This window comes from Palleronia aestuarii, from assembly GCF_003253995.1.
Taxonomy (GTDB): domain Bacteria; phylum Pseudomonadota; class Alphaproteobacteria; order Rhodobacterales; family Rhodobacteraceae; genus Palleronia; species Palleronia aestuarii.
Genome location: NZ_QKZL01000001.1, coordinates 162,893 through 185,603, shown reverse-complemented (window position 1 = coordinate 185,603; position 22,711 = coordinate 162,893). Strand labels below are relative to the sequence as shown.

Annotated in this window: 24 protein-coding genes, 1 other RNA gene and 1 riboswitch; of the genes, 6 read left to right on the top strand and 19 right to left on the bottom strand. The window is 68.0% G+C overall.

Annotation, left to right across the window (positions count from 1 at the left end):
- Positions 1 to 85: 85 nt before the first annotated feature.
- A riboswitch (glycine riboswitch) is annotated at positions 86 to 177 on the bottom strand.
- A 78-nt stretch (positions 178 to 255) separates the two neighbouring features.
- On the top strand, positions 256 to 873 hold the full coding sequence (locus tag LX81_RS00940) for a gamma-glutamylcyclotransferase family protein (protein WP_234822440.1): 618 nt from the start codon (positions 256 to 258) through the stop codon (positions 871 to 873).
- On the opposite strand, the gene gltX is transcribed toward LX81_RS00940, so the two are convergent.
- Entirely contained in the window at positions 870 to 2,189 is a 1,320-nt protein-coding gene (gltX, locus tag LX81_RS00935) for a glutamate--tRNA ligase (protein ID WP_111535405.1), read from the bottom strand. The genes LX81_RS00940 and gltX overlap by 4 nt on opposite strands.
- A 134-nt stretch (positions 2,190 to 2,323) precedes the next feature.
- Between gltX and LX81_RS00930 the strand changes: the two genes are divergently transcribed.
- Both LX81_RS00930 and LX81_RS00925 read left to right on the top strand, forming a co-directional pair.
- On the top strand, positions 2,324 to 3,274 hold the full coding sequence (locus LX81_RS00930; protein WP_111535404.1) for a 1-phosphofructokinase family hexose kinase: 951 nt from the start codon (positions 2,324 to 2,326) through the stop codon (positions 3,272 to 3,274).
- A 5-nt stretch (positions 3,275 to 3,279) separates the two neighbouring features.
- Complete coding sequence (locus tag LX81_RS00925; RefSeq protein ID WP_111535403.1) at positions 3,280 to 3,690, top strand: metallopeptidase family protein; 411 nt, start codon at positions 3,280 to 3,282, stop codon at positions 3,688 to 3,690.
- A 106-nt stretch (positions 3,691 to 3,796) separates the two neighbouring features.
- Here the strand turns inward: LX81_RS00925 and rpmG are convergent, their stop codons facing one another.
- From rpmG to xseA, 8 genes are all read right to left on the bottom strand, one after another.
- The gene (gene rpmG, locus LX81_RS00920) at positions 3,797 to 3,964 is read right to left on the bottom strand and encodes a 50S ribosomal protein L33 (protein ID WP_111535402.1); all 168 of its coding nucleotides are present in this window, start codon (positions 3,962 to 3,964) and stop codon (positions 3,797 to 3,799) included.
- Positions 3,965 to 4,064: 100 nt separating this feature from the next.
- Positions 4,065 to 4,444, bottom strand: an RNA gene (gene rnpB, locus LX81_RS00915) — RNase P RNA component class A.
- A gap of 12 nt (positions 4,445 to 4,456) precedes the next feature.
- A complete protein-coding gene (locus tag LX81_RS00910) occupies positions 4,457 to 5,095 on the bottom strand; it encodes an N-acetylmuramoyl-L-alanine amidase (RefSeq protein WP_272939463.1) in 639 nt (212 codons plus the stop codon).
- 50 nt (positions 5,096 to 5,145) lie between these two features.
- Positions 5,146 to 5,883 carry a hypothetical protein gene (locus LX81_RS00905; protein WP_234822439.1) on the bottom strand — a complete coding sequence of 246 codons (738 nt, stop codon included), beginning with the start codon at positions 5,881 to 5,883 and terminating at the stop codon, positions 5,146 to 5,148.
- 43 nt (positions 5,884 to 5,926) lie between these two features.
- Entirely contained in the window at positions 5,927 to 7,417 is a 1,491-nt protein-coding gene (gene gatA, locus LX81_RS00900; protein ID WP_111535399.1) for an Asp-tRNA(Asn)/Glu-tRNA(Gln) amidotransferase subunit GatA, read from the bottom strand.
- Positions 7,414 to 7,701, bottom strand: a complete 288-nt coding sequence (gene gatC / locus LX81_RS00895) for an Asp-tRNA(Asn)/Glu-tRNA(Gln) amidotransferase subunit GatC (RefSeq protein ID WP_111535398.1) — start codon at positions 7,699 to 7,701, stop codon at positions 7,414 to 7,416. The genes gatA and gatC overlap by 4 nt, the downstream gene beginning before the upstream one ends.
- A 31-nt stretch (positions 7,702 to 7,732) precedes the next feature.
- Positions 7,733 to 8,383 carry a ceramidase domain-containing protein gene (locus tag LX81_RS00890; RefSeq protein WP_111535397.1) on the bottom strand — a complete coding sequence of 217 codons (651 nt, stop codon included), beginning with the start codon at positions 8,381 to 8,383 and terminating at the stop codon, positions 7,733 to 7,735.
- Positions 8,384 to 8,428: 45 nt separating this feature from the next.
- Entirely contained in the window at positions 8,429 to 9,976 is a 1,548-nt protein-coding gene (gene xseA, locus LX81_RS00885) for an exodeoxyribonuclease VII large subunit (protein WP_111535396.1), read from the bottom strand.
- 104 nt (positions 9,977 to 10,080) lie between these two features.
- Between xseA and purD the strand changes: the two genes are divergently transcribed.
- Entirely contained in the window at positions 10,081 to 11,349 is a 1,269-nt protein-coding gene (gene purD, locus LX81_RS00880; RefSeq protein ID WP_111535395.1) for a phosphoribosylamine--glycine ligase, read from the top strand.
- A 24-nt stretch (positions 11,350 to 11,373) separates the two neighbouring features.
- On the opposite strand, the gene LX81_RS00875 is transcribed toward purD, so the two are convergent.
- Positions 11,374 to 11,697, bottom strand: coding sequence for a 2Fe-2S iron-sulfur cluster-binding protein (locus tag LX81_RS00875; RefSeq protein WP_111535394.1), 324 nt, complete (start codon positions 11,695 to 11,697; stop codon positions 11,374 to 11,376).
- A gap of 114 nt (positions 11,698 to 11,811) precedes the next feature.
- Between LX81_RS00875 and LX81_RS00870 the strand changes: the two genes are divergently transcribed.
- Complete coding sequence (locus LX81_RS00870) at positions 11,812 to 12,189, top strand: OB-fold nucleic acid binding domain-containing protein (protein ID WP_234822438.1); 378 nt, start codon at positions 11,812 to 11,814, stop codon at positions 12,187 to 12,189.
- Between the two features lie 76 nt (positions 12,190 to 12,265).
- On the opposite strand, the gene LX81_RS00865 is transcribed toward LX81_RS00870, so the two are convergent.
- The 7 genes from LX81_RS00865 to LX81_RS00835 all read right to left on the bottom strand — a co-directional run bounded on the left by LX81_RS00865 (position 12,266) and on the right by LX81_RS00835 (position 19,377).
- Positions 12,266 to 13,702, bottom strand: coding sequence for a DegQ family serine endoprotease (locus LX81_RS00865; protein WP_234822451.1), 1,437 nt, complete (start codon positions 13,700 to 13,702; stop codon positions 12,266 to 12,268).
- 201 nt (positions 13,703 to 13,903) lie between these two features.
- Entirely contained in the window at positions 13,904 to 14,101 is a 198-nt protein-coding gene (locus LX81_RS00860; protein WP_111535392.1) for a DUF2065 family protein, read from the bottom strand.
- A complete protein-coding gene (hflC, locus tag LX81_RS00855) occupies positions 14,101 to 15,111 on the bottom strand; it encodes a protease modulator HflC (RefSeq protein WP_111535391.1) in 1,011 nt (336 codons plus the stop codon). The genes LX81_RS00860 and hflC overlap by 1 nt, the downstream gene beginning before the upstream one ends.
- Positions 15,111 to 16,271: an FtsH protease activity modulator HflK gene (gene hflK, locus LX81_RS00850; protein WP_111535390.1), complete on the bottom strand. Its 1,161-nt coding sequence runs from the start codon at positions 16,269 to 16,271 to the stop codon at positions 15,111 to 15,113. Before hflK ends, hflC begins: the two co-directional genes overlap by 1 nt.
- Before the next feature lie 82 nt (positions 16,272 to 16,353).
- Complete coding sequence (locus LX81_RS00845; protein ID WP_111535389.1) at positions 16,354 to 17,808, bottom strand: FAD-dependent oxidoreductase; 1,455 nt, start codon at positions 17,806 to 17,808, stop codon at positions 16,354 to 16,356.
- A 1-nt stretch (position 17,809) separates the two neighbouring features.
- A complete protein-coding gene (rpiA, locus tag LX81_RS00840; RefSeq protein WP_111535388.1) occupies positions 17,810 to 18,598 on the bottom strand; it encodes a ribose-5-phosphate isomerase RpiA in 789 nt (262 codons plus the stop codon).
- Between the two features lie 131 nt (positions 18,599 to 18,729).
- The gene (locus tag LX81_RS00835) at positions 18,730 to 19,377 is read right to left on the bottom strand and encodes a thiamine diphosphokinase (protein WP_308418325.1); all 648 of its coding nucleotides are present in this window, start codon (positions 19,375 to 19,377) and stop codon (positions 18,730 to 18,732) included.
- A gap of 151 nt (positions 19,378 to 19,528) precedes the next feature.
- On the opposite strand from LX81_RS00835, the gene LX81_RS00830 reads away from it, so the two are divergent.
- A complete protein-coding gene (locus LX81_RS00830; protein ID WP_111535386.1) occupies positions 19,529 to 21,073 on the top strand; it encodes a hypothetical protein in 1,545 nt (514 codons plus the stop codon).
- Positions 21,074 to 21,098: 25 nt separating this feature from the next.
- Here the strand turns inward: LX81_RS00830 and LX81_RS00825 are convergent, their stop codons facing one another.
- Positions 21,099 to 21,335 (bottom strand): DUF2842 domain-containing protein, encoded by a 237-nt coding sequence (locus LX81_RS00825; RefSeq protein ID WP_111535385.1) that lies wholly within the window; start codon positions 21,333 to 21,335, stop codon positions 21,099 to 21,101.
- A 4-nt stretch (positions 21,336 to 21,339) separates the two neighbouring features.
- Complete coding sequence (locus tag LX81_RS00820) at positions 21,340 to 22,632, bottom strand: adenylosuccinate synthase (RefSeq protein WP_111535384.1); 1,293 nt, start codon at positions 22,630 to 22,632, stop codon at positions 21,340 to 21,342.
- Positions 22,633 to 22,711: the final 79 nt, after the last annotated feature.

Genomic DNA, 22,711 nt, shown 5'->3' with positions numbered 1-22,711 from the left:
CGCCCGTCCAAATGCCCCCTCTGTCCCTTGCGCCTGAGATCGTTATCCCGTCGGCGGGCGCGTCCGCGCCACTCTCCAGAGTCTGTCCCGAGCGACGGTCCGGTTGCCTGAGAGTTTACCGGGGCGGATGCTCCTTCGGCACCGGGCACGAGGCCCGGATTCTCCCGTCGCTCCCCCTCTCTTGGCACGAAGGACGCGGCACGGCAAGCGCCCCACCCCTTGCCAATCCGGTTCCGAAGGGCCAGATCGGCGCGCATGTCCGACCCGTACTTCTTCGGCTACGGCAGCCTCGTCAATCGCCGCACCCACGCCTATGCCCCCGCGCATCCCGCCACGCTGCCCGGCTGGCGGCGCGAATGGCGGGCGACGACCCTGCGCCCGGCCGCGTTTCTGACCGCGCATCCCGACCCGGAGGTGGAGATCGACGGGCTCATCGCGCCCGTGCCGAACCACGACTGGGCCGCGCTCGATCTTCGGGAGGCGGCCTATGAGAGGGTACCAGCACCCGGCACCCGCCATCCGCTCGATCCCGAAATCGACATCGCCGTCTATGCCGTCGCGGTAGATACGGCGACGGATGTCGAGAGCCGGCCGATCCTTTTGAGCTATCTCGACGTCGTGGTGCAGGGCTTCCTCGACGAATTCGGGGAGGACGGCGTGGAGCGGTTCTTCCGCACGACCGGAAACTGGCACCTGCCCGTGGCCGACGACCGCAGCGCGGCACTCTATCCCCGCGCGCAAACGCTTTCGGCGGCGGAGATCGCATTGGTAGACCGCTGGCTCGACACGCTGGAGGTGCGCCGCGTGGCCCCCGCCGACACCGATCTCGGACGCGATGCCCGCCCGCGGAGCCCGGCGATTCCGGCCCCCTAGAGGGGCTTCTGCATCAAGGGCAGGACCTGCGCCATTTCCGGGCCGCGCGCCTGTCCGGTCACGGCGAGACGAAGCGGCATGAAGAGCGACTTGCCCTTCCGCCCGGTCTTCTCCTTCACCGCTTCCGTCCAGACCGACCACGCCTCGGGCCCGTATGGATGCGGCGGCAGGAGCGCCCAGGCTGTCTCCACAAAATCCGCATCCTCGGGAGAGACCTCCTTCATCGCGGGCCCGTCGCGAAACAGCATCCACCAGGCGGCGAGATCGGCGCGGGTGCCCACGTTCTCACGCACCACGGACCAGAAATCGTGCGCGATGGCGTCGGGGACGCCCAGCGCCGCGATCTCGTCCGACACCGCCTCATAGGGTCGCGCGGCGAGCACGCGGGCGGTCATCGGCTTCAGATCCTCCGAGTCGAATTTCGTCGGAGCCGCGCCGAACCGCGCGATGTCGAACCCCTCCACCAGTTCGTCGAGACCCCCGCGAAGCTCGACGGGGTCGGACGAGCCGAGCCGAGCCATCAGGCTCAGGATCGCCATCGGTTCGATCCCGCCGGCGCGGAAATCGCGCAGCGAAAGCGCCCCCAGACGCTTCGAGAGCGCCTCGCCCTGCGGCCCGGTCAGCAGCGAATGATGCGCGAATTGCGGGACAGTCCCGCCGAGCGCCTCGATGATCTGGATCTGGGTCGCCGTGTTCGTCACGTGGTCGGAGCCGCGCACGACATGCGTTACCCCCATCTCGGTGTCGTCGACGACGGACGCGAGCGTGTAGAGCACCTGCCCGTCGCCGCGGATGAGCACCGGATCGCTGACGCTCGCCGCGTCGATGGAGATGTCGCCGAGGATGCCGTCCGCCCATTCGATCCGCGCATGGTCGAGCTTGAAGCGCCAGACGCCGTCACCCCGTTCCGCACGAAGCCGCGCCTTCTCCTCGTCGGAAAGCGAGAGGGCCGCGCGATCGTAGACCGGGGGCCGCCCCATGTTGAGCTGTTTCTTGCGCTTCAGGTCGAGTTCCGTCGGCGTCTCGAACGCCTCGTAGAAGCGGCCAGCCTCGCGCAGGCGCTGGGCGGCATCGGCGTAGCGGTCGAGGCGCTGCGACTGCCGCTCGACCCGGTCCCAGGTGAGGCCCAGCCATTCGAGATCCTCCATGATCGCGTCCGAATATTCCTGCTTCGAGCGGACGGGATCGGTATCGTCGAGGCGCAGGATGAACGTCCCCCCCGCCTGCCGCGCGATAAGCCAGTTGAAGAGCGCGGCGCGGAGGTTGCCGATATGGAGGTAGCCCGTGGGCGACGGGGCGAAGCGGGTGGTGGTCATGGCGTCTCTCCTGTCGCGCGACCCTTTCCACAGGCGACGGCCCATGTCCAGAAAGCGCCGCGCCGCCCTTTCCCGGTTGCATAGGCGGCGGGCATTCCCGATGACTCCTCCGACCCGAGCGACGGAGACGGACCATGCGCGCACCAATGCTGACGATCACGCTCAATCCGACGGTCGATTTCTCGACTTCGACCGCTTCCATCGCGCCGGAGCTGAAGCTGCGCTGCGCGGAGCCGCAGATCGATCCGGGCGGCGGCGGCATCAACGTGGCCCGCGCGATCAGGCAGCTTGGCGGCCAGGCGGTCGCGCTCATCGCCATCGGCGGGTCGACCGGTGCCCAGCTTCTTCAAAGGCTCGCTCACGAAGGCGTGGCGACGGTCGCGTTCCAGGGGCCGGGCGAGACGCGGCAATCGGTCTCCGTCATCGACGAGGGCAACGGCTCGCAGTTCCGCTTCGTCATGCCGGGGCCGTCGTGGCAATCGGGCGACGTGGACCGCGCGCTCGATTCGATCGATCAGGCCACCGGCGATGGCACGCTCGTGGTCCTGTCCGGCTCCCAGCCTCCGGGCGTGGCCAAGGATTTCCCGTCGATCCTCGCCGATCACGTTGCGGGACGCCGGGCGCGGCTCATCGTCGATACGTCGGGCCCCGCGCTCCATCACCTCGTCGAGAAGCCACACGAATCACTGCATCTCCTTCGGATGGACGACGCGGAGGCGGAGGAGATCGCCGGCCGGCTCCTCCCCACGAAGGAAGACACGGCCAGCTTTGCGGAGGATCTCGTCGCGCGCGGTGTCGCGAAGATGGTGATCGTCGCGCGGGGTGCGGACGGCTCGGTCCTCTCCACCGAGGAAGGGAGCTGGCACGCGGTGGGCGCGCCCGTGGAGGTGCGCTCCAAGGTCGGCGCGGGTGACAGCTTCGTCGGTGCCTTTACCCTTGCCCTGGCGGAGGACCGTCCGGCGTCCGACTGCCTGCGCTTCGGCGTCGCGGCGGCGTCGAACGCGGTGATGACCGACGCCACGCGCCTCTGCGACCGTGAGACGACGGACGGGCTCTACGAGACCTGCACGCTCAAGCGGCTCTGACGGCGATGACGGGGCCCTTCGACGAGCTTACCGCGCCCGATGCGGGGGAAATCGCGGATCTGGCGCGCGCGGCGATCGACGCGCTGCCGCCCGATTTCGCCCGGGCCGCGCGCGAGGTCGCACTCCGCGTGGAGGATTTCGCGGAGGATGCGCTGCTCGAGGAACTGGAGATCGAGGATGCGTTCGGTCTGACCGGGCTCTACGACGGCATTCCGCTCACGCAGAAATCGGTCTCGGACCAGCCGCACGGGCCGGACACGATCCATCTCTACCGCCGCCCGATCCTCGACGAATGGGCCGCACGCGGCGACATCGCGCTCGGCGATCTCGTGGCCCACATCCTCGTCCACGAACTCGCCCACCATTTCGGCTGGAGCGACGCGGACATCGCGCGGATCGACCGCTGGTGGGAGTGAACGGCGAGATGCCTCAACGAAAACGACCCCGTTCGCGCCGCGGTGGCGAAGAACGGGGCCGGATCGTCAGTCGATCGAGGCGCGACCGGCCCTCAGGCCGGCCAGATCACTTGATCTTGCCTTCGCGGTAATCGACGTGCTTGCGCGCGACGGGATCGTACTTCTTGACGACCATCTTCTCCGTCATCGTGCGGGCGTTCTTCTTCGTCACGTAGAAATGCCCGGTATCGGCCGTCGAATTCAGCCGGATCTTGATGGTGGTTGGTTTCGCCATGATGCTCTCCTCGTCGGGCGGGGCCGGTGCGACCCGGAACCCGTGGAATAGTCGGAAACCGCCTTTTACGCCTCCGGGTCGACCTGTCAACCTGGAAGGGGCGCGCGGATGGCCTGTAAGCCGGGTTCTGTCCCCACCTTGCGGCGGGTGATGACCATTCATCTGGGCGCATCGTCGCCGATGCGCTCGTGCTGCCTACCCGGACCCTTGGGCGAAAGCGGCCCTGGGCCTTGCGGCCCGCAGGATCCCTATTCGGCATTGCTCCCGGTGGGGCTTGCCATGCGGGCGCCGTTGCCGGCCCCCCGGTGGGCTCTTACCCCACCGTTTCACCCTGGCCCCGGACACGTCCGGGGTGGTCTGTTTTCTGTGGCGCTTTCCGTCGGGTTGCCCCGCCCGGGCGTTACCCGGCACCGTTGCTTTCCGGAGCCCGGACTTTCCTCGACAGCCCCGAAAGGGCGCCGCGGTCATCCGGCCATCCGCGCGGCCCTTCGCTTACGGGCCGGGCCGGGTCCGGTCAACGGGAAAGCGCCGCGCGAGATCGCGGGCGAGCGCCATGTCGGTCCCGTCCCTCGGCCCCCCGGCCCAGGGCCGATGGCGCAGGCGCAGGGCGGCAAGGAGAAGCGCAGGGTCGTCCGATCCGGTATAGCCCGCCACCCGCATCGCCGCGACGAACGCCGCGCAGTCCCCTGCATCCCCACCACCCCGAAGAGGAACGGAAATCGCCCGTCCGCCGAAGGCGAGGCGCGCCCAGTCGAATTTCGGTCCCGGATCGATCTTGCGCCCCGGCGCGCAATCGGAATGCCCGATCACCCGTTCGGGCGGCACATCCCAGCGGGCCATGATCCCGTCGAGGAGCTGCTCGAGCGAGGCCATCTGCGGGGCCGGAAAGGGCGTGCCGGCCCGGTTGGCAAGTTCGATCCCGATCGATCGCGAATTGACGTCCGTCACTCCGCCCCAGGCGCCCGCGCCCGCATGCCAGGCCCGATCCGGCTCCGCGACCAGCCGAACGAGCACGCCCCGTTCGTCGATCAGCCAATGGGCCGAAACCTCGGCGCAGGGATCGCACAGCCGGGCAAGCGCCGCCTCCGCGGTCTCCATCGCGGTATAGTGGATGACAACGAGATCGGGCACCGCGTCGTCCCGACGCGGCCCGCAATTGGGCGAGGGTCGATCGGTATGGATCAGCGGCGCGCCGCGCGGAACGGCGCCGGATCCCAGGCGCAGGCAAAACCGTCGCCGTCTGGATCGAGCCCGAGGCGGTCCCGCTGCGGCCCGCCCTGCTCGAGGAACGCCTCCTGGGCGAGGTCGGGCGACGGGTAGCGCGCGCAGGCGCGCTGGCCGCGCCCGCCGCCGATCCCGCCCCTGCGGTAGAGCGGCTCGCCGACCCGGTTGGAGGTCGACAGGGCGAAGGAGACGATGTTCGGCCCCTCCGCGCCGGAGCGGCGCGGCACGGCGGTCGGACGGATCACGGTATAGGCCGCCGCCTGACGCGCCAGGCGTTGCGCGTCCGATTCGATCGTCTCGCGCGCGCTGACGGCTTCGAAGCTCTGCTCGTCGGAGATCCCCACGTTCCGGCTGCTCGCCGCGTTCACGCCGCCCGCCGAGGCCGGTACGGACACGGGCGCCCGGGCGTCGAGAGGCGCGGAAGTGACGGGATCGGTCGCGGGCAGCCCCGCCGATGCACCGCCCGCAGGCAATCCGGCCGCGCGGAGCTCGTCGGCGGAAATGACCGCACCCGAGGAGGACGCCCCGTCGAAGCTGCCGTCATAGGTCGGCTCGCCATAGCCCATACCGTAATCCGCACCGAGGCCGACCCCTTGCCCAATCCGGGCGGCGCCGGGATCGCCGTAGCCGCGCTCCGCCACGGGAGGCGCGCAGGCGGCGAGGGCCAGGACGGCAAGACAGGCGAGACGTTTCATGGACAGCATCCTCTCGGCCCTCCGGACGGGGCTGACCGCGAGCCTACCACCACCGCGCGGGTTTTTCCACAAAGCCCGCCGACCGCTCGAGGACGCCTGCGACGTTGAGAAGGTCGCCCTCCTCGAAGGGCCGCCCGATGAGCTGCAGCCCGAGCGGCAGCCCTTGCTTGTCGCGGCCCGCGGGCACACTGATCCCCGGCAGACCGGCGAGGTTCACCGTGACCGTGAAGACGTCGTTGAGATACATCGCGACTGGGTCGGCCTTCGCCATCTCGCCGAGCCCGAAGGCCGCGGACGGCGTCGCGGGGGTCAGGATCGCATCGACGCCGGCGGCGAAGGCGTCGTCGAAATCGCGCTTGATGAGGGTCCGGACCTTGCGCGCACGATTGTAGTAGGCGTCGTAGAACCCGGCAGAGAGGACGTACGTGCCGACCATGATGCGGCGGCGGACCTCGGGGCCGAACCCTTCGGCGCGGGTCTTCTCGTACATCTCCGTCACGCCGTCGCCCTGGTCGAGCCGCGCGCGGTGGCCGAACCGCACGCCGTCGTAGCGCGCGAGGTTGGACGAGGCCTCGGCGGGCGCGATGACGTAGTAGGTGGGCAGCGCGTAGCTTGTATGCGGCAGCGAGACGTCGACGATCTTCGCCCCCGCTTCCTCGAGCATCCGGCGCCCGTCAGACCAGAGCGCGTCGATCTCGTCGGGCATCCCCTCCATGCGGTACTCGCGCGGGATGCCGATCGTCTTGCCGCGGATGTCGCCGGTCAGCGCGGCCTCGAAATCCGGTACGGGCAGATCGACCGAGGTGCTGTCCATCGGATCGTGCCCGGCCATCGCCCCGAGCAGGATTGCCGCATCGCGCACGTCGCGCGTCATCGGTCCCGCCTGGTCGAGCGAGGAGGCGAAGGCAATGATCCCCCAGCGCGAGCAGCGCCCGTAGGTGGGCTTGAGGCCGGTGATCCCGGTGAAGGCCGCGGGCTGGCGGATCGAGCCGCCCGTATCGGTGCCCGTCGCCGCAAGGCAGAGATCGGCGGCCACCGCGGCGGCCGAGCCGCCCGAGGAGCCGCCAGGGGTCAGCGCGGTCTCGTCATCCGCACGCCGCCACGGATTGACCGCGCCGCCATAGGTCGAGGTCTCGTTCGACGAGCCCATGGCGAACTCGTCCATGTTGAGCTTGCCGAGCATGACCGCGCCCTGCTCCCAAAGCTGGCGCGTCACCGTGGATTCATATTCGGGCTGGAAACCCTCGAGGATACGGCTCGCCGCCTGGCTCGCCACGCCCTTCGTGCAGAAGAGATCCTTGATGCCCAGCGGGATGCCGCAGAGGTCGGGCGCGTCGCCGGACTTGAGCCGCGCATCCGCCGCCTCCGCCTGCGCGCGGGCAAGATCGGGGGTGTGGTGGACGAAGGCGTTGAGCGCCGACGCGCCCTCGATCGCGCCGAGGCAAGCCTCGGTCAGCTCCGTCGCGGCGAGTTCGCCTTTGCGCAGCGCATCGCGCGCGGCGGCGATGGTCAGGGTGTTGGGCGCGCCGCTCATTCGACCACCTTCGGCACGGCGAAGAAGCCCTCGCGTGCGTCGGGCGCGTTCGCGAGAACCGCCTTCTGCTGCCCGCCATCCGTGACAACGTCTTCGCGCCGCTTCAACCGCTGCGGGGTGACGCTCACCATCGGCTCGATGCCCTCCACATCGACCTCGCCCAATTGCTCGACGAAGCCCAGGATGGTGTTGAATTCTTCGGCGAGGCCGGGCAGGTCGCGCTCCTCCACGCGGATGCGCGCGAGCCGCGCGATGCGCGCGGCGGTGTTCGTGTCGATCGACATGGTGCCTTCCCTCGCTGCGTCCGGAAGCGCTTTATCGCTCCGGCAGGGCCGGTTCAAGCCGGTGGCGTTTCAGGAACGCGATCATGAAGCCCAGCATTGCCGCGTTCAGGAGATGCCAGGCGAAATGCGTCCCCATCGGAATCGTCGTGCAAAGCGCCTCGTCGAGGGACCGCAGGGTGATCGAAAGCGCGAGCATCCCCGCCCCGAACGCGAGATCGCGACCGAGCGCGGCGTTCCGCGATCCGAGAAATCCCACATAGGCGAGGATCAGGACCGGGATCGGCCAGTAGGAAGCGGAGATCGCGAAGCCGGGCACGCGCCCGAAGACTGCCCCGCCGAGGATCAGCAGCAAGAACCCCGCCGCCGTCGCGACGATGGCCCACGGTAGGGCGAGGCGCGCGAGATGCCGGTTCGCCGCGTAAATATAGATCACGACGAAGAGCGCGATCGGCACGACGTCGAGGAGGGCGGCCCATCCCGTTGCGAACGTGTGGAAAAGCCCCGAGCCGATGCCGATGACGCCAAGCACGAGGCAGAGCACGCGCTCGATCCCCCGGCTCGCGGGCCAGAGCCAGATCGCGACGACGAGGAAAGCGAGGTTGGTTACCGCGTTCACCGGCTCCGCCCAGAGGCCCGGCCCCATCCGTTCGCAATACCCGTCGATCTGTGCGGTCCAGTCCATCGCCCTATCCCGCGGACAAAGACGGGTCCGGACCCCGCCCTACGGTCAGAGGAGCGTTCCCTGTTCGGGCGGCGTGTCCTTCGGCTTCGGGTGCGCGGCCTTCGCCCGACGCTCCACCGCGAGCCGTCCGTCCTGGAATTCTATTTCGAGCGCGCCTGCCCGCGCGGCCGCCTTCCGGGTGGTGACGGGCCCTGCTTCGCTCCGGACGACCGCGTAGCCGCGCGCGAGCGTCGCCTCGTAGCCGAGCGTCCGGTGCAACCCCTCGAGCGTCTCGAGCCGCGCGCGGAGCCGGTCGCGCCGGAGCGCCCAGGCGCGATCGAGCCCGGCGGCAAGGCCCGCAAGCCGCTCGCCCTCCGACCGCAACGACCGGCGGATGGGTTGTGGCGCCACCCTGTCGGCGAGCCGTACCAGAGCGCGGCCGCGATCGCGCACCAGGCGGCCGAGCGCGGGGCCGAGACGTGCGGAGAGACCGTCGGCGGCGGCGCGACCGGCTTCGATCCGCCGCAGGAGAGCGATGGGGCGGACCTGCGCCGCAACCCGGTCGAGCCGCGCCCGGCGCAGCTCGACGGTCGCGCCGAGTGCCGCGGGAAGCCGGAGGCTCGCATAATCGAGCCGTTGGCGCGCCTGCGCGGTCAATGTCTCCGGCCGGGGCAGCGCGCGGGACAGATCGCCCAGGCGCTGGCGTCGGCCCGTCACCGCCTGTCCAAGCGCGCGCGAAAGATGCGCCCCCTGCCCGTCGAGCCAGGCGGCAAGCTCCAGTCGCACGGGCACGGCAAGCTCCGCCGCGGCGGTGGGTGTGGGCGCGCGCCTGTCGGAGACGTAATCAATGAGCGTCGTGTCTGTCTCGTGTCCCACGGCCGAGATCAACGGGATGGCGGAGGCCGCGGCCGCCCGGGCCACCACCTCCTCGTTGAACCCCCAGAGATCCTCGATCGAGCCGCCGCCGCGCGCCACGATCAGGAGGTCGGGCCGCGGGACCGGACCGCCGGGGACGAGCGCGTTGAACCCCTCGATGGCGCGGGCGACCTGCGGTGCGCAATCGCGTCCCTGCACCGCCACGGGCCAGACGATCACTTGCCGCGGGAAGCGCTCGCGCAAGCGATGGAGGATGTCGCGGATGACGGCGCCGGAGGGCGAGGTTACGACCCCGATCACCTCCGGCAGGTACGGAAGCGGGCGCTTGCGTTCCGCCGCGAAGAGGCCCTCCGCCTCCAGCGCCTTCTTGCGCTTCTCCAGCATCGCCATGAGCGCGCCGACGCCGGCGGGCCGGAGGTCGTCCACGGTGAGCTGGTATTTCGACTGGCTGCCGAAGGTGGTGAGCTTTCCGGTGGCAACGACCTCCATCCCCTCCTCGGGGCGCGCGGTGAGACCCGGCACCTGACCCTTCCAGGTGACGGAGGCCAGGACGTTCCGGTCGTCCTTGATGTCGAAATAGAGATGGCCCGAGCGTGCCGCGAAGACGCGGCCCACCTCGCCCCGGACGCGGACGCGGCCGAACTCGCCCTCGATCACCCGTTTCACCGCCCCCGAGATCTCGGTCACGGTGTATTCATGCGCATTGCCGCCCGGAGCGGGATCGTCGATCAGGTCCATGGCGCAAGCCTATCCCGCTCCGTCGCCGGACGAAAGCGTCCCCGGCGGCTTGGAATCGGGCGACGTGCTGGCTATCAGCCGAGGAGCGAAGCGAAAGAGGCCCCATGAACATCCTCATTCTCGGCGGTGGCGGGCGTGAACATGCGCTGGCCTGGGCCGTCTTGCAGAACCCCAAATGCGACCGCCTGATCGTCGCCCCCGGCAATGTCGGGATCGCCGGGATCGCCGAGACCGCGCGCCTCGATATCTGCGACGGGGCCGCGGTGGCGGCCTTCTCCGAGGACAACGCGATCGACTTCGTGATCATCGGGCCGGAGGCGCCGCTCGACGCGGGCGTGGCCGACGTGCTGCGCGCCGCGGGGATCCTCGTCCTCGGCCCGGATCGCGCGGCTGCGATGATCGAGACGTCGAAGACCTTCACCAAGGAGCTTTGCACGGCCACGGGCGCTCCCACCGCCGCCTGGGCGCGGTTCGACGATCTCGAGGCGGCGCTCGACCATCTCGCGGGCTGTGCCCTGCCCGTCGTCGTAAAGGCGGATGGCCTCGCGGCCGGCAAGGGGGTCGTCGTCGCCGAAAGTTTCGAGGCGGCCGAAGGGGCGCTCCGCGACATGCTCGACGGGCATTACGGCGCGGCCGGCGCCTCCGTCGTCATCGAGGAATTCATGACCGGCGAGGAAGCGTCGTTCTTCGTCCTCGTCGACGGGGAAGATGTGCTTCCCATCGGCACGGCGCAGGACCACAAGCGCCTCGGCGAAGGGGATACGGGCCCGAACACGGGCGGGATGGGCGCCTATTCGCCCGCGCCGATCATGGACGCGGCGGTGACGGCGCGCGCGCTCGACGAGATCGTGCGGCCCTGCATGGCGGAGATGGTCCGCCGCGGCACACCCTATCGCGGGGTGCTCTATGCGGGCCTGATGATCGAGGACGGCGCGCCGCGGCTTGTGGAGTTCAACGCCCGATTCGGCGATCCGGAATGCCAGGTCCTGATGATGCGGCTCGGCGCTCAGGCGCTCGATCTCATGGAGGCCTGCGCCGAAGGCCGGCTTGGCGATGTCCGCGCGCAATGGGCCGACGATCACGCGCTGACGGTCGTAATGGCCGCCCGAGGCTATCCGGGGCTCTACGACAAGGGGACGGAGATCCGCGGGCTCGATGCGTTCGAGGCGAGTTCGTCGCAGATGGTGTTCCATGCCGGGACCGCGCTCGCAGACGGCAAGCTGATCGCGTCGGGCGGACGGGTCCTCACCGTGACGGCACGCGGCCCCGATCTGCGCGAGGCGCAGGCGCGCGCCTACGCGATCTGTGCGGCGATCGACTGGCCCGACGGCATCTACCGACGCGATATCGGCTGGCGGGCGCTTGCCGGCTAGACCGTCGAGCCCTCCACGGCAGTATCAGATCTGTTTTTCAGGCATCTGCACGACGAGTCCATCGAGCGCGTCGCTGACCTTGAGCTGACAGGTCAGGCGGGACCGTGTCGGATTGGGCTCGTAGGCGAAGTCGAGCATGTCCTCTTCCATCTCCTCCTTTGCCGGCAGGCGGTCGACCCAGTCCTCGGCCACGTAGACATGGCAGGTCGAACAGGCGCAGGCGCCGCCGCAATCGGCTTCGATCCCGGGTATGCCGTTGTCGCGTGCCCCTTCCATGACGGTCATGCCGTTCGCAACGTCGACGACGTGTTCCGTCCCACCGTGCTCGATATAGGTGATCTTGGCCATGCGCGGCTCCTTCGTGATTTCGGGCCCATAGCTAATTCGGGGCCTTCCGAGATACCAGCCTCATCGCCCCTCGTGCCGCTTGGCCGCACGCGGCCGATGTTCTACATTGGTTCCATGTCCAGCCCCCCTCGTCCGAGCACATGGCCACGCCCTCCCGCCTGCCTTCCCGCGGGGGATCTCGACCGCCCGCCGAACAACGCGCGGGTGGCCGTGGCCGGTCTCGTCCTCATCCGGCAGCGACCCGGAACGGCGAAGGGGGCGATCTTTCTCACGCTCGAGGACGAGACGGGCATCTGCAACGTCATCGTCTGGAAGACGGTCTACGAGCGGTTTCGCCGGGCGGTGATCGCCGGGCGCTGCCTGCGCGTCACGGGCCGCATGCAACGCGGTGGCGGCGTCACGCATCTTATCGCGGAGGAGATCGAGGATATCGGCTGGATGCTCGACGATCTTCTCCGGATCGAGGAGACACCCGCGGAACCGGGCCCGTAGAATAGGGAAAGCCGCCGCAGGGGGCTGCGACGGCTTCCTTGCGAGGGGCGGGGAAAGACGCCCCCCGGCGTCGGGATCAGCCGATCCCGAGTGCCACGAACCTGGGCTCGCCGTCGCGGCGGACAAGCAGCAGGAGCGATTTCCGTCCCGCCTCCTTTGCCGCCTCGATCCGGTCGGTGAGATCGGCGGCCGAACCGATCTTGTCCTGTCCGGCCTCCGTGATCACGTCGCCCGCACGAATGCCCTTGTCGAACGCTTCGCTGCCTTCGTCGACGGCGGTGACGGCAACCCCGTCGGTCCCGCCCGAAAGCCCGAGCTGCTCGCGCATCTCGTCGTTGAGCGGCGTGACGGTGATTCCGAGAAGCTCTTCCTCCTGCACCGCATCGGGGGCGGAGCGATTGGCGGATGCGGGAACGGCCTCGGCCTCTTCGCGCCGACCGAGCGTGATCTCGAGCTCTTCGGTCGAACCGTCGCGATAGACCGTCACCGGGACCGTCGTGCCGACCTGGGTATCGCCGACGCGGCGAACGAGTTCCCGCGTGTCGCCCACATCCTGACCGTTGAAAGAGACGATGACGTCGCCCGATTCCATTCCGGCCTCCTGCGCGGGGCCCTCCGGAACGTCTGTCACGAGCGCACCCGACGCATCCGCAAGTCCGATGCTTTCGGCGATGTCATCCGTCACGTCCTGGATGCGGACGCCGAGCCAGCCGCGGCGCGTTTCGCCGAATTCGCGGAGCTGGTCCACGACCTTCGCCACCACGTTCGACGACATCGCAAAGCCGATGCCGATAGAGCCGCCGTTGGGCGAGAGGATCGCGGTGTTCACGCCCACGACCTCGCCGTCCATGTTGAAAAGCGGACCGCCGGAATTGCCGCGATTGATGGCGGCGTCGGTCTGGATGTAATCGTCGTAGGTGCCCGAAAGCGCCCGGTTGCGCGCGGAGACGATGCCCGCAGAGACCGAGAAGCCCTGACCGAGCGGGTTGCCCATGGCCATCACCCAATCGCCGACCTGCGCTGCATCGCTGTCGCCGAACGGCACCGGCTTCAAGGGGGCCTTGCTCGTCACCTTGAGAAGCGCGATATCGGTCTTCGGATCTGTGCCGATTACCTCGGCGGGAAGTTCGTCGCCGTTGAAGAACTCGATGCTGATCTCGTCGGCCCCGTCGATGACGTGGTTGTTCGTCACGATGTAGCCGTCTTCGGAGATCACAAAGCCGGAGCCCAGGGCCTGGCTCTGGCGAGGCGTGCGCGGAGCGGGGCCTTCGCCCTCGGGATCCATGAAATCGCGGAAGAAGTCCTCGAATGGGCTGCCTTCGGGTACAACGGGCGCGGGCCCGGAGCGCGCGGCTACGGTGGTCGAGGTGGTGATGTTGACGACCGAGTCGCTGATCTTCTCGGCCAAGGGGGCGAAGGTTTCGGGCGTGGCGCGCGCCGTGACCGTCTGCGCCAGAACCAGCGCCGCCCCGAGGACCAGCACCGTGACCCAGTGGTGCAGGCTCGACCGCACCCGTCGGATAGGAAGGGCTTGAGATGTCACGCTGTTCTCCTTGAAGGTTCTAAGCGGTGTGATTTTCTCCCGTGCGGTCGACCGGCCGGAGATAAGTCAAGTCCGGATGCCGCACGCGATGCGAACTTGGTGCCATCGCAGCCAATTGGCAACAGATGGAGCGTTTCATTGCGTCAATTGCCCGTGAAAACCATGCAACGATTACAAGGTGCCCAACGCCCGCGCGCCTGCGACGAGCGCTGCACCCACCGCCACCGCGGTCAGCCCCAGAAGACGACGGGTCTCGGGCGGCAGACGCGTCAGGAATGACAGCAGGTCCTCGATACGCGAAGGGGCCAGTGCAAGCACCAGCCCCTCGACGCAGAAAACCAAACCCAATGCGAGAACGACGACGGACATCAATTCGTCGGGGACGCGGCGGCCTCCGTCTGGTCCGGTTCCTGGCTTGCCGCAGTCTGCGCGGACCCGTCCGACGCCCGTGCCTGTTCGTCGTTCGACAGCCGGGCTGCTTCATTGTCCTCCGACGCCGTGACGGATCGCGACTGATCCGATTTCAGGTAGTCGAAGAACTCGCTGTCTGGCGACAGGACCAGCATCGAATTGTTCCCCTGCAGCGAGCGCTCGTACGCGGTGAGGGACCGGTAGAACTGGAAGAACTCCTGATCGGCACCGAAGGCGTTAGCGAAGATGTTGTTACGCTCCGCATCCGCCTCACCGCGGGCGATCTCCGCCTCCCGCTCCGCTTCGGAGACAAGCTCGACCCGGGTCCGGTCGGCCTGCGCGCGGACGCGCTGCGCCGCTTCCTCGCCCCGTGCCCGCTCGTCCGTCGCCTCCCGCTCACGCTCGGCCCGCATCCGGTCGAATGTCGCGGCGAGGTTCTGGTCGGGCAACGCCGTCTGCTTCAGACGGACGTCGATGATCTCCACGCCGAGCGCGTTCGCCCTGAGCCGCGCCTGATCGCGGATCCGCGTCATCAGGTTCGCACGATCTTCCGACAGGATCGTGTTCGAGGTCACCCCGTCGGAACCCAGAACGGCCCGGGTCTGCGCGATGAGGATGGCCGCCAGACGGCTCTCCGCGGAGCGGATGCCGCCCACGCCCACGGCACGGCGGAACTGCTCCACGTCCATGATCCGGTAGCGCGCGAAGGCATCGACGATAAGACGGCGATCGTCCGACGGCGTCACCTCGATCGGATCGGTGTCGAGCGACAGGATCCGGTCGTCGTAGCGCGCCACGTCCTGGATGAACGGAACCTTGAAGGCGAGGCCCGGCGTCTCCTTGACCCGCTTGATCTGCCCGAACTGGAGGACGAGCGCCTTTTCCCGTTCGTCCACGATGAAGATTGAGCTCATGAGACCGATGATGGCAACGGCCGCGATACCGATGGCGATGTAGGATTTGCGCATCAATTGCCTCCCTGGGCCGTCGTCTGCCCGCCGTCACCGCGGCGGTTCAATTCGGTGAGCGGGAGATACGGCACAACGCCCTGTCCGCCGCCCGCTCCGCCGGTCTCGTCGAGGATCACCTTGTCCACGCGTCCGAGCACCTCTTCCATCGTCTCAAGGTAGAGACGCTTGCGCGTGACTTCGGGGGCCTTCTGGTATTCGCCCAAGACCGCGCTGAACCGGCTCGCCTCACCGCGGGCCTCGTTCACCACCTGCGCCCGGTAGGCTTCCGCCTCTTCCAGGATTTGCGCGGACGCACCGCGCGCGTCGGCGAGGACCTGGTTGGAATAGGCGTCCGCCTGACGTTGCAGCCGATCCCGCTCCTGCTCCGCCGCCTGGACGTCGCGGAACGCGTCGATCACCTCGGCCGGCGGATCGGCCTTGTCGAGGTTGAGGCGGACGATGTTCACGCCGGAATCGTAGCTGTCGAGCGTATCCTGGATCAGTTGCTGCGCGTCGTTGGCGATCAGGTCGCGATCGCGGTTCAGGATCGGCGCAAGCTCGGACCGGGCGACGACCTCGCGCATGGCGGATTCGCTCACCGCACGGATCGTGTCCGCGGGCTCCGCGAGGTTGAAAAGGTACTGCGCGGGGTCGCGAATGTTCCAGACGACCTCGAACTCGATATCGACGATGTTCGCGTCAGTCGTCAGCATCAGGCCGTTATCCGCGGCATTGCCGCGACCGATGCCAAGCTCTTCCGTCTGCTCTCGGGTCACGGGAATGACTTCCGCAGTGACGAGCGGCCACGGCGCGAAGTTGAGGCCCGGCTCGCCGATGGAGCTGAACTCACCGAGAAACAGCTCGACCGACTGCTCTTCCGGCCGCACGGTGTAGAAGCTCGCGAAAGCCCAGAGCCCGACGACGACGAGCGCGCCGAGCACGAACGTGCCGCGCGAGAAATGGGGACCGCCACCGCCGCCCGAACCGTTCGGACGGTTGCCGTCGCCGCGCCCGCCCATCAGGACACGCAGTTGCTCCTGGCCCTTCCGCACGATCCGGTCGAATTCGGGGACCTGTGGCCCTTCGCCCGGACGTCTTCCGCCGGGACGGCGATCACCGCCGTCGTTTCCGCCACCACGGGGGCCGCTCCCCCAGGGTCCGCCATTATTGCCCGCCATGCGTGGGGAGCTCCTCTCTCTAGTAGGTCGTCGTCTGAAATTGTCGATATACTCTAGCACATCGTGGAGTGGATGTCCGAGTTCAACCCTTGCGGACGGGTGAAGACATCGTGACCAGTTCCTCCGCCGAGGTCGGATGAACGGCACAGGTCGCGTCGAACTGCTCCTTCGTAAGGCCTGCCTTCACCGCGATCCCGGCAAGCTGGATCATTTCGCCGGCATCCTCTGCGACGATGTGACAGCCGAGAACGACACGTGTCTCGCTGTCCACGACGAGCTTCATCATGGTCTTGCCGGACCCTCCCGCGAAACTCTTCTTCATCGGCGTGAAGGACGTGCGGTAGATCTCGACACCGCCTCTCTCGAAGCCCTCCTGCTCGGTCAGCCCGATGGTCCCGAACTCCGGCTGGGTAAAGATCGCGGACGGCACAAGCTCATGATCGACCGGGGATTTCTCGCCCCTGAACACGGTCTTTACGAACGCCATCGCCTCGCGGATCGCAACCGGGGTCAGGGCAAGGCGATCGGTGACGTCGCCAATGGCATAGATCGAGGGGACGCTGCTCTGCGAATAGGCGTCCACCACGATTTCGCCCTTCTTCCCGAGCGAAACGCCTGCGTCCTCAAGGCCCATATCCGCCGTGGACGGTGCGCGCCCCGTCGCGAAGAGAACGTGGTCGAAGCGGTGCTCCCGGCCTTCGGTGTCCTTCACCCAGAGCGGTTTTGCCGCATCCGCGACCGTCGAACTCATTGGATTGTCATCGAGCGTGACCGCCCTGCCATCGTGCCCGTGCGACGATCCGTCCGACATCCCGCGTTTCTCCGCCAGATCCATCTCGGAAATGTTCATGTTGGTTTGTAGATCGATGCCACGCTCGCGCATCCTGTCGGCAATCATGTCCCGGGCCTCGTCGTCGAAGCCGCGCAGGATCTGCTCGCCACGGTAATATTGCGTGACGTCCACGCCGAGCCCGTTGAGTATGCAGGCGAATTCACAGGCGATGTAGCCACCGCCGATGATCAGGATATTCGACGGCAGATCCTCCAGCAGGAAGAGGTCGTTGCTCACGAGACCAAACTCGGCATTCTCGAGCCCCGGACGGACGGGATGGCCACCGGTCGCGACGAGGATATGGGCGGCGCTCTTCACCTCTCCGGTCGCGAGCGCGACATGGTGCGCGTCCTGCAGCCGCGCCCGGGTCTCGTAGATCGCCACACCCGACGTATTGAGCAGGTTACGGTAGACCCCCTCGAGCCGGTCGAGTTCCGCATGCAACTTGGCCCGAAAGCGTTTCCAGTCGAAATCGCCGATCTGCGCATCCCATCCATAGGCGTCCGCCTCCGCGACGAGATCCGGATAGCCGCTGGCGAACACCATGATCTTCTTCGGCACGCAGCCGCGGATCACGCAGGTTCCGCCCAGGCGGTAATCCTCGGCGAGGGCAACCCGCGCACCGGTCGCGGCGGCGGTCCGCGCGGCCCGTACACCGCCCGAGCCGCCGCCGATCACAAAGAGATCGTAGTCGAATTCGGCCATCTCAATCCCCCAGATCGGCGAACAGGTTGTCGGGTTCCGGAAAGTCGGCGTCGCCCGGCGGCGCGATGCCGTTGGCGCTTCCGATGATCTCGGTTCTTCCGTCGCCGTGGCCGATCACGACCGTATCGCAGAGGCCGATGAAAAGGCCACTCTCCACCACCCCGGGGATCAGGTTCAGATCCCGCGCGAGCCGGCGCGGATCGCCGATCCGCTTCAGGTGGAGGTCGAGGATCAGGTTTCCGCCGTCGGTCACGAAGGGCGCCTCGCCATCGAGCCGCAACGTGATCTGATCCCCGAGGAGATCGTGACCAGGGAGGAGATCCTCGATGGCCGCCTTCGTGCTCTGCCAGCCGAAGGACGTGACCTCGACGGGAAGCGGGAACGCCCCGAGCGTCTCCACGTGCTTGGACTTGTCGGCGATGACGATCATCCGGTCGCTGGCCGCCGCCACGATCTTCTCACGCAGAAGCGCGCCGCCACCGCCCTTGACGAGGTTCAACGCGGAATCGAACTCGTCCGCTCCGTCGATCGTCAGGTCGAGACGACCCGCGGCTTCCAGATCGACGAGTGCGATCCCGGCCTTCGACGCGAGTTCGGCGGTCTGACTGGAGGTCGGCACGCCGGTGATCCGCAACCCCTCGGACGCGATACGCTCGCCCAGATGGCGAATGAGCCAGTACGCCGTGGATCCGGTCCCGATCCCGAGGGCCATGTCCGGCTCGACCAGGTCGGCGGCGCGGCGGGCGGCGGCGCGTTTCGCGGTTTCGACGGGCGACAATCGCTCGGGCATCCTTCACTCCTTCCCTGGGCGTGCCGCCTTATAAGGAGCATCCGGCGAAGCCGCCACGCCAAAACCCCGGCTGCGTCGCTTCGCATCGGGCCGGGCGCGGCATTTACGGCGCGGATGTCCGTAACCCGGCCTCAAGATTGTCCCGGCTCGTCGGATCGCGCCATGAGCCCCGCCAGCGCCGCATCGATCTCGGACCGGGGCAGGAGAACGAGGAGCCCCGCGCCATCGGGCTCGATCCGGACCGGGCCGTTGGCCATGTTGGAGGTCCCGATCCGTTCCCCGGGCGAAAACTCGATTCCGTCCAGCGGCCATTCGAGACCTCGCGAACGTGCGGTCACGGGCCGCATCGGGAAGACGGAGACCCGCGTGCCGCGCGCGAGATCAAGAGAGAGGGCACCGGCTGCATGGAAGACGACATCGTCGCTTCCGAGAAGGAGGCAGGGTCGGTCGTGCATCGCGATGGCGTGACACGCGGCGAGGCTGTGATCGAACCGCGCGCCAAGAAACCCGATCCCGATGACGAACGGCGCGTCGATGCGCGCGAGACACTTTTGCAGATCGGTGCTGTCTTGCTCCGGGACATGGTGGATCCGCCCGGCGGGTATACGCGCCGCGACGTCGCGCGGAAGCGAATCCAGATCGCCGATCACTGCCTTGGGGATCACGCCATGCTCGAGAAGCGCCATAGCGCCGCCATCCGCGGCGGCCGCGGTCGGACCGAGGGCAAGCGCGAGGTCGAGATCGCCCGGAGCGATCGCCCCCCCACCGACGAGGACCACCCCTTGCCTCGATCGTAGAACTATGGCGCTCATGGCGTTATTAACGGTTCATTACACGATTTGGCGCAGGTTGACATTACCGGCGCTCCGGATCCAGCCGGGATGGATCACGAGGGCCAAATCGCGGCACAGGGGCACAGGCGGAAAACGGATGGGCGATACGCGCAAGTCATTGACCGTCACGTACGGGGCCTTCTCCTGTACGCTCGAGGGATTCGACGACCCGTTCGAGACGATGTGCGCGATCGCGGCCTATTTTCGTGATCTATCCGAAGAGGCCCCGAATTTCGGGTCAGAGCCGCTCCCGCCGCATCAGGAGTCACTCTCGGCGATCGCCGAAACGGCGTCCGGCGCGCCCGTCGTGACACGGACGGAGGACGCCGTTCTGGTCTTCGAACGACTCGGCGGCGGTGCGGAAGGTCCCACGTCCCGCGATGACGCCGACGAAGTCGAACCGATCACCGGCGATGACGAAGATGCGGCTTTCGAGGCGGCCGAGGTGTCATTCGATCGGTCCCTGGACGACGCGGCCACTGCGGATGATGGTGCTCACTTAGATGACGAGATCGCCCTGCCGGAAGAAACTTCTCCGCCCACTTCCGTGGCGCTCCCCGACGATGCGTCGGACGAAACTGAACGTCATCTGTCGGACGAGCCGGCGGGTATCGAGGATACGGACGAGGTGGATACGGGGCCATCCGCCGTGTCGAACGCCGGACAGGACGACTCGGATGAATCGGACGACGAGGTGTCGGAGGATGCCCGCGCCGATGGCGACGACGAACTCGCGGCGGGGATCCGCTCCATCCTCGAACTCGGCACGCCCGAAGAGGAGGATCGCGACGCCGCCCTCGCCGAGATCGAACGTGCCGCACGACAGGCCGACGAGGAGAACGCGCAGGCTCGGCGACGGGCGCGGACCCTCGACGAACTGATCGCCGAAGGGGAGGAGGACGCGGATACGGCCGAGCCGGTTCCCCCCTCCCCCGAGGAAAGCCGCGATCCGCTGGAGGTCGAGAGCGACGCAGCCTTCGACCGCCTGATGGTAGAAACAGATGCGCAGATGGGTGACGCGGCGGGCCATCGCCGCCGCTCCGCCATTGCGCACCTGAAGGCGGCGGTCGCCGCGACGAAGGCGGACGGTCTTCTCGGCGGCAAGCGCGGTCGCAGTGATGCGGAGACGGCCGGGCAGTTCCGCTCCGAGCTCGATCGCGCGGTCCGGCCAAAGCGACCGACGCTCCTGTCGGACCAGAGCACGCGACCGCGGCCGACTGACCCGACGGAGGAAAGCGCATCGCCCCTCGTCCTGGTATCCTCGCTCAGGGTCGGGACGGACGGCGCGGCCGAGAACGTCGGATCGGTTCAGCCGCGACGCGTCCCACGCGACACGGCCCAACCACATGACGCGGGCGCGTTCGCCGCCTTCGCCGAGCGGATCGGGGCCACGGAGCTCACCGATATCATCGAAGCCGCGGCCGCCTATGGCGTGATCGTCGAGGGCCGCGACGCGCTCTCGCGTCCGCATCTTCTGCGCCAGGCGGCGAGCCGGTCGCGCTCCGGGGCCAGCCGGGAGGATGGCTTGCGCAGTTTCGAACGGCTGGTCGAGGCCGGGCATCTGCGCGACCTCGGCCGGGGGCGGTTCGGCATCACCGGAGCGACGCGCTACGTGGACGAGGCGCAGGCCCTCGTTAACTGATGTCCCGCGATTTCGCCGCACCGGATCAGCGCGGTTGATCGTCCACATCCCGCTCCGGATCAGCTTGCCCGACACCACGGAAGACGGTCCGGAAGGGCAGCGCCCAAATCACGCCGAGCCCCATGTAGATCAGGAGCTCGACGACAATCCCCGGCCGTCCGAGCCACGTCATGATGGTGCTCGCTAGAACGATGTAGACGGGCAGCCCGAGGAGCAGGATGACGAGCGACCAGCGCCGCTTGGCCTTGTGGGAAAGCGCCACGCGGTCAGTCCGCGAAGGGATCGGTGACGAGGATCGTGTCTTCCCGTTTCGGCGAAGTCGACAGAAGCGCCACGGGGCAGCCGATCAGTTCTTCCACCCGGCGGACGTACTTGATCGCTCCGGCCGGCAGGTCGGCCCAGCTCCTCGCGCCCTCGGTCGAGTCCGACCAGCCCGGCAGCGTCTCGTAGACGGGACGGCACCGCGCCTGCCGGTCGGCCGCAGTGGGCAGGTGGTCGAGCCGCTCTCCGTCGAGTTCGTAGCCCGTGCAGATTCGCAGCTCGTCGAACCCGTCGAGCACATCGAGCTTCGTGAGCGCGATGCCACGCACCCCCGAGGTCGCACAGGTCTGCCGGACGAGCACCGCGTCGAACCAGCCGCAACGACGCTTGCGCCCGGTCACGGTGCCGAATTCCCGGCCGCGTTCCCCCAACCGCTGCCCGTCTTCGTCATCGAGTTCGGTCGGGAAAGGCCCCTCGCCCACCCGCGTCGTGTAGGCCTTGACGATACCCAGGACGAAATCGATGGCGCCCGGCCCGAGCCCCGTGCCCGTGGCCGCCTGCCCGGCGATGACGTTCGACGACGTGACGAAGGGATAGGTGCCGAAATCGATGTCAAGGAGCGCACCCTGCGCCCCTTCGAAGAGGATGCGCTTTCCCGCGCGCCGCTTTTCGTCGAGGATCTTCCAGACCGGCGCCGCATATTCGAGGATCCTAGGCGCGACCTCTCGCAGACTGTCTAGAAGCGCGCCGCGGTCGATCGGCTCGAGGCCAAGCCCCGCGCGCAACGCGTCATGATGGATCATCGCCCGGTCGATGCGCAGCTCCAGCGTCGCGGCGTCGGCGAGATCGGCCACCCGGATCGCCCGGCGCCCGACCTTGTCCTCGTAGGCCGGGCCGATACCCCGCCCCGTCGTGCCGATTTTCGCGACCGAGTTCTGGCCTTCCCGCGCGCGGTCGAGTTCGCCGTGGAACGGCAGGATCAGCGGCGTGTTCTCCGCGATCATCAGCGTCTCGGGCGTGATCTCGACGCCCTCGGCGCGGATCGTCTCGATCTCCTTAAGGAGATGCCAAGGATCAAGCACGACGCCGTTGCCGATCACGCTGAGTTTCCCGGACCGCACGACGCCCGAGGGCAACGCGTTGAGCTTGAAGACCGTCCCGTCGATCACCAGCGTATGGCCGGCATTGTGCCCGCCCTGGAACCGCGCGATCACGTCCGCGCGCTCGCTCAGCCAGTCGACGATCTTGCCCTTGCCTTCGTCGCCCCATTGGGCGCCTACGACCACCACGTTCGCCATGCGTCGAACCCCCTCGTTCCGAACCCTGCCCGTCTTATCGGCGCCGGCGCGGCGGCGAAACCGCAAATCACCGGAGCCG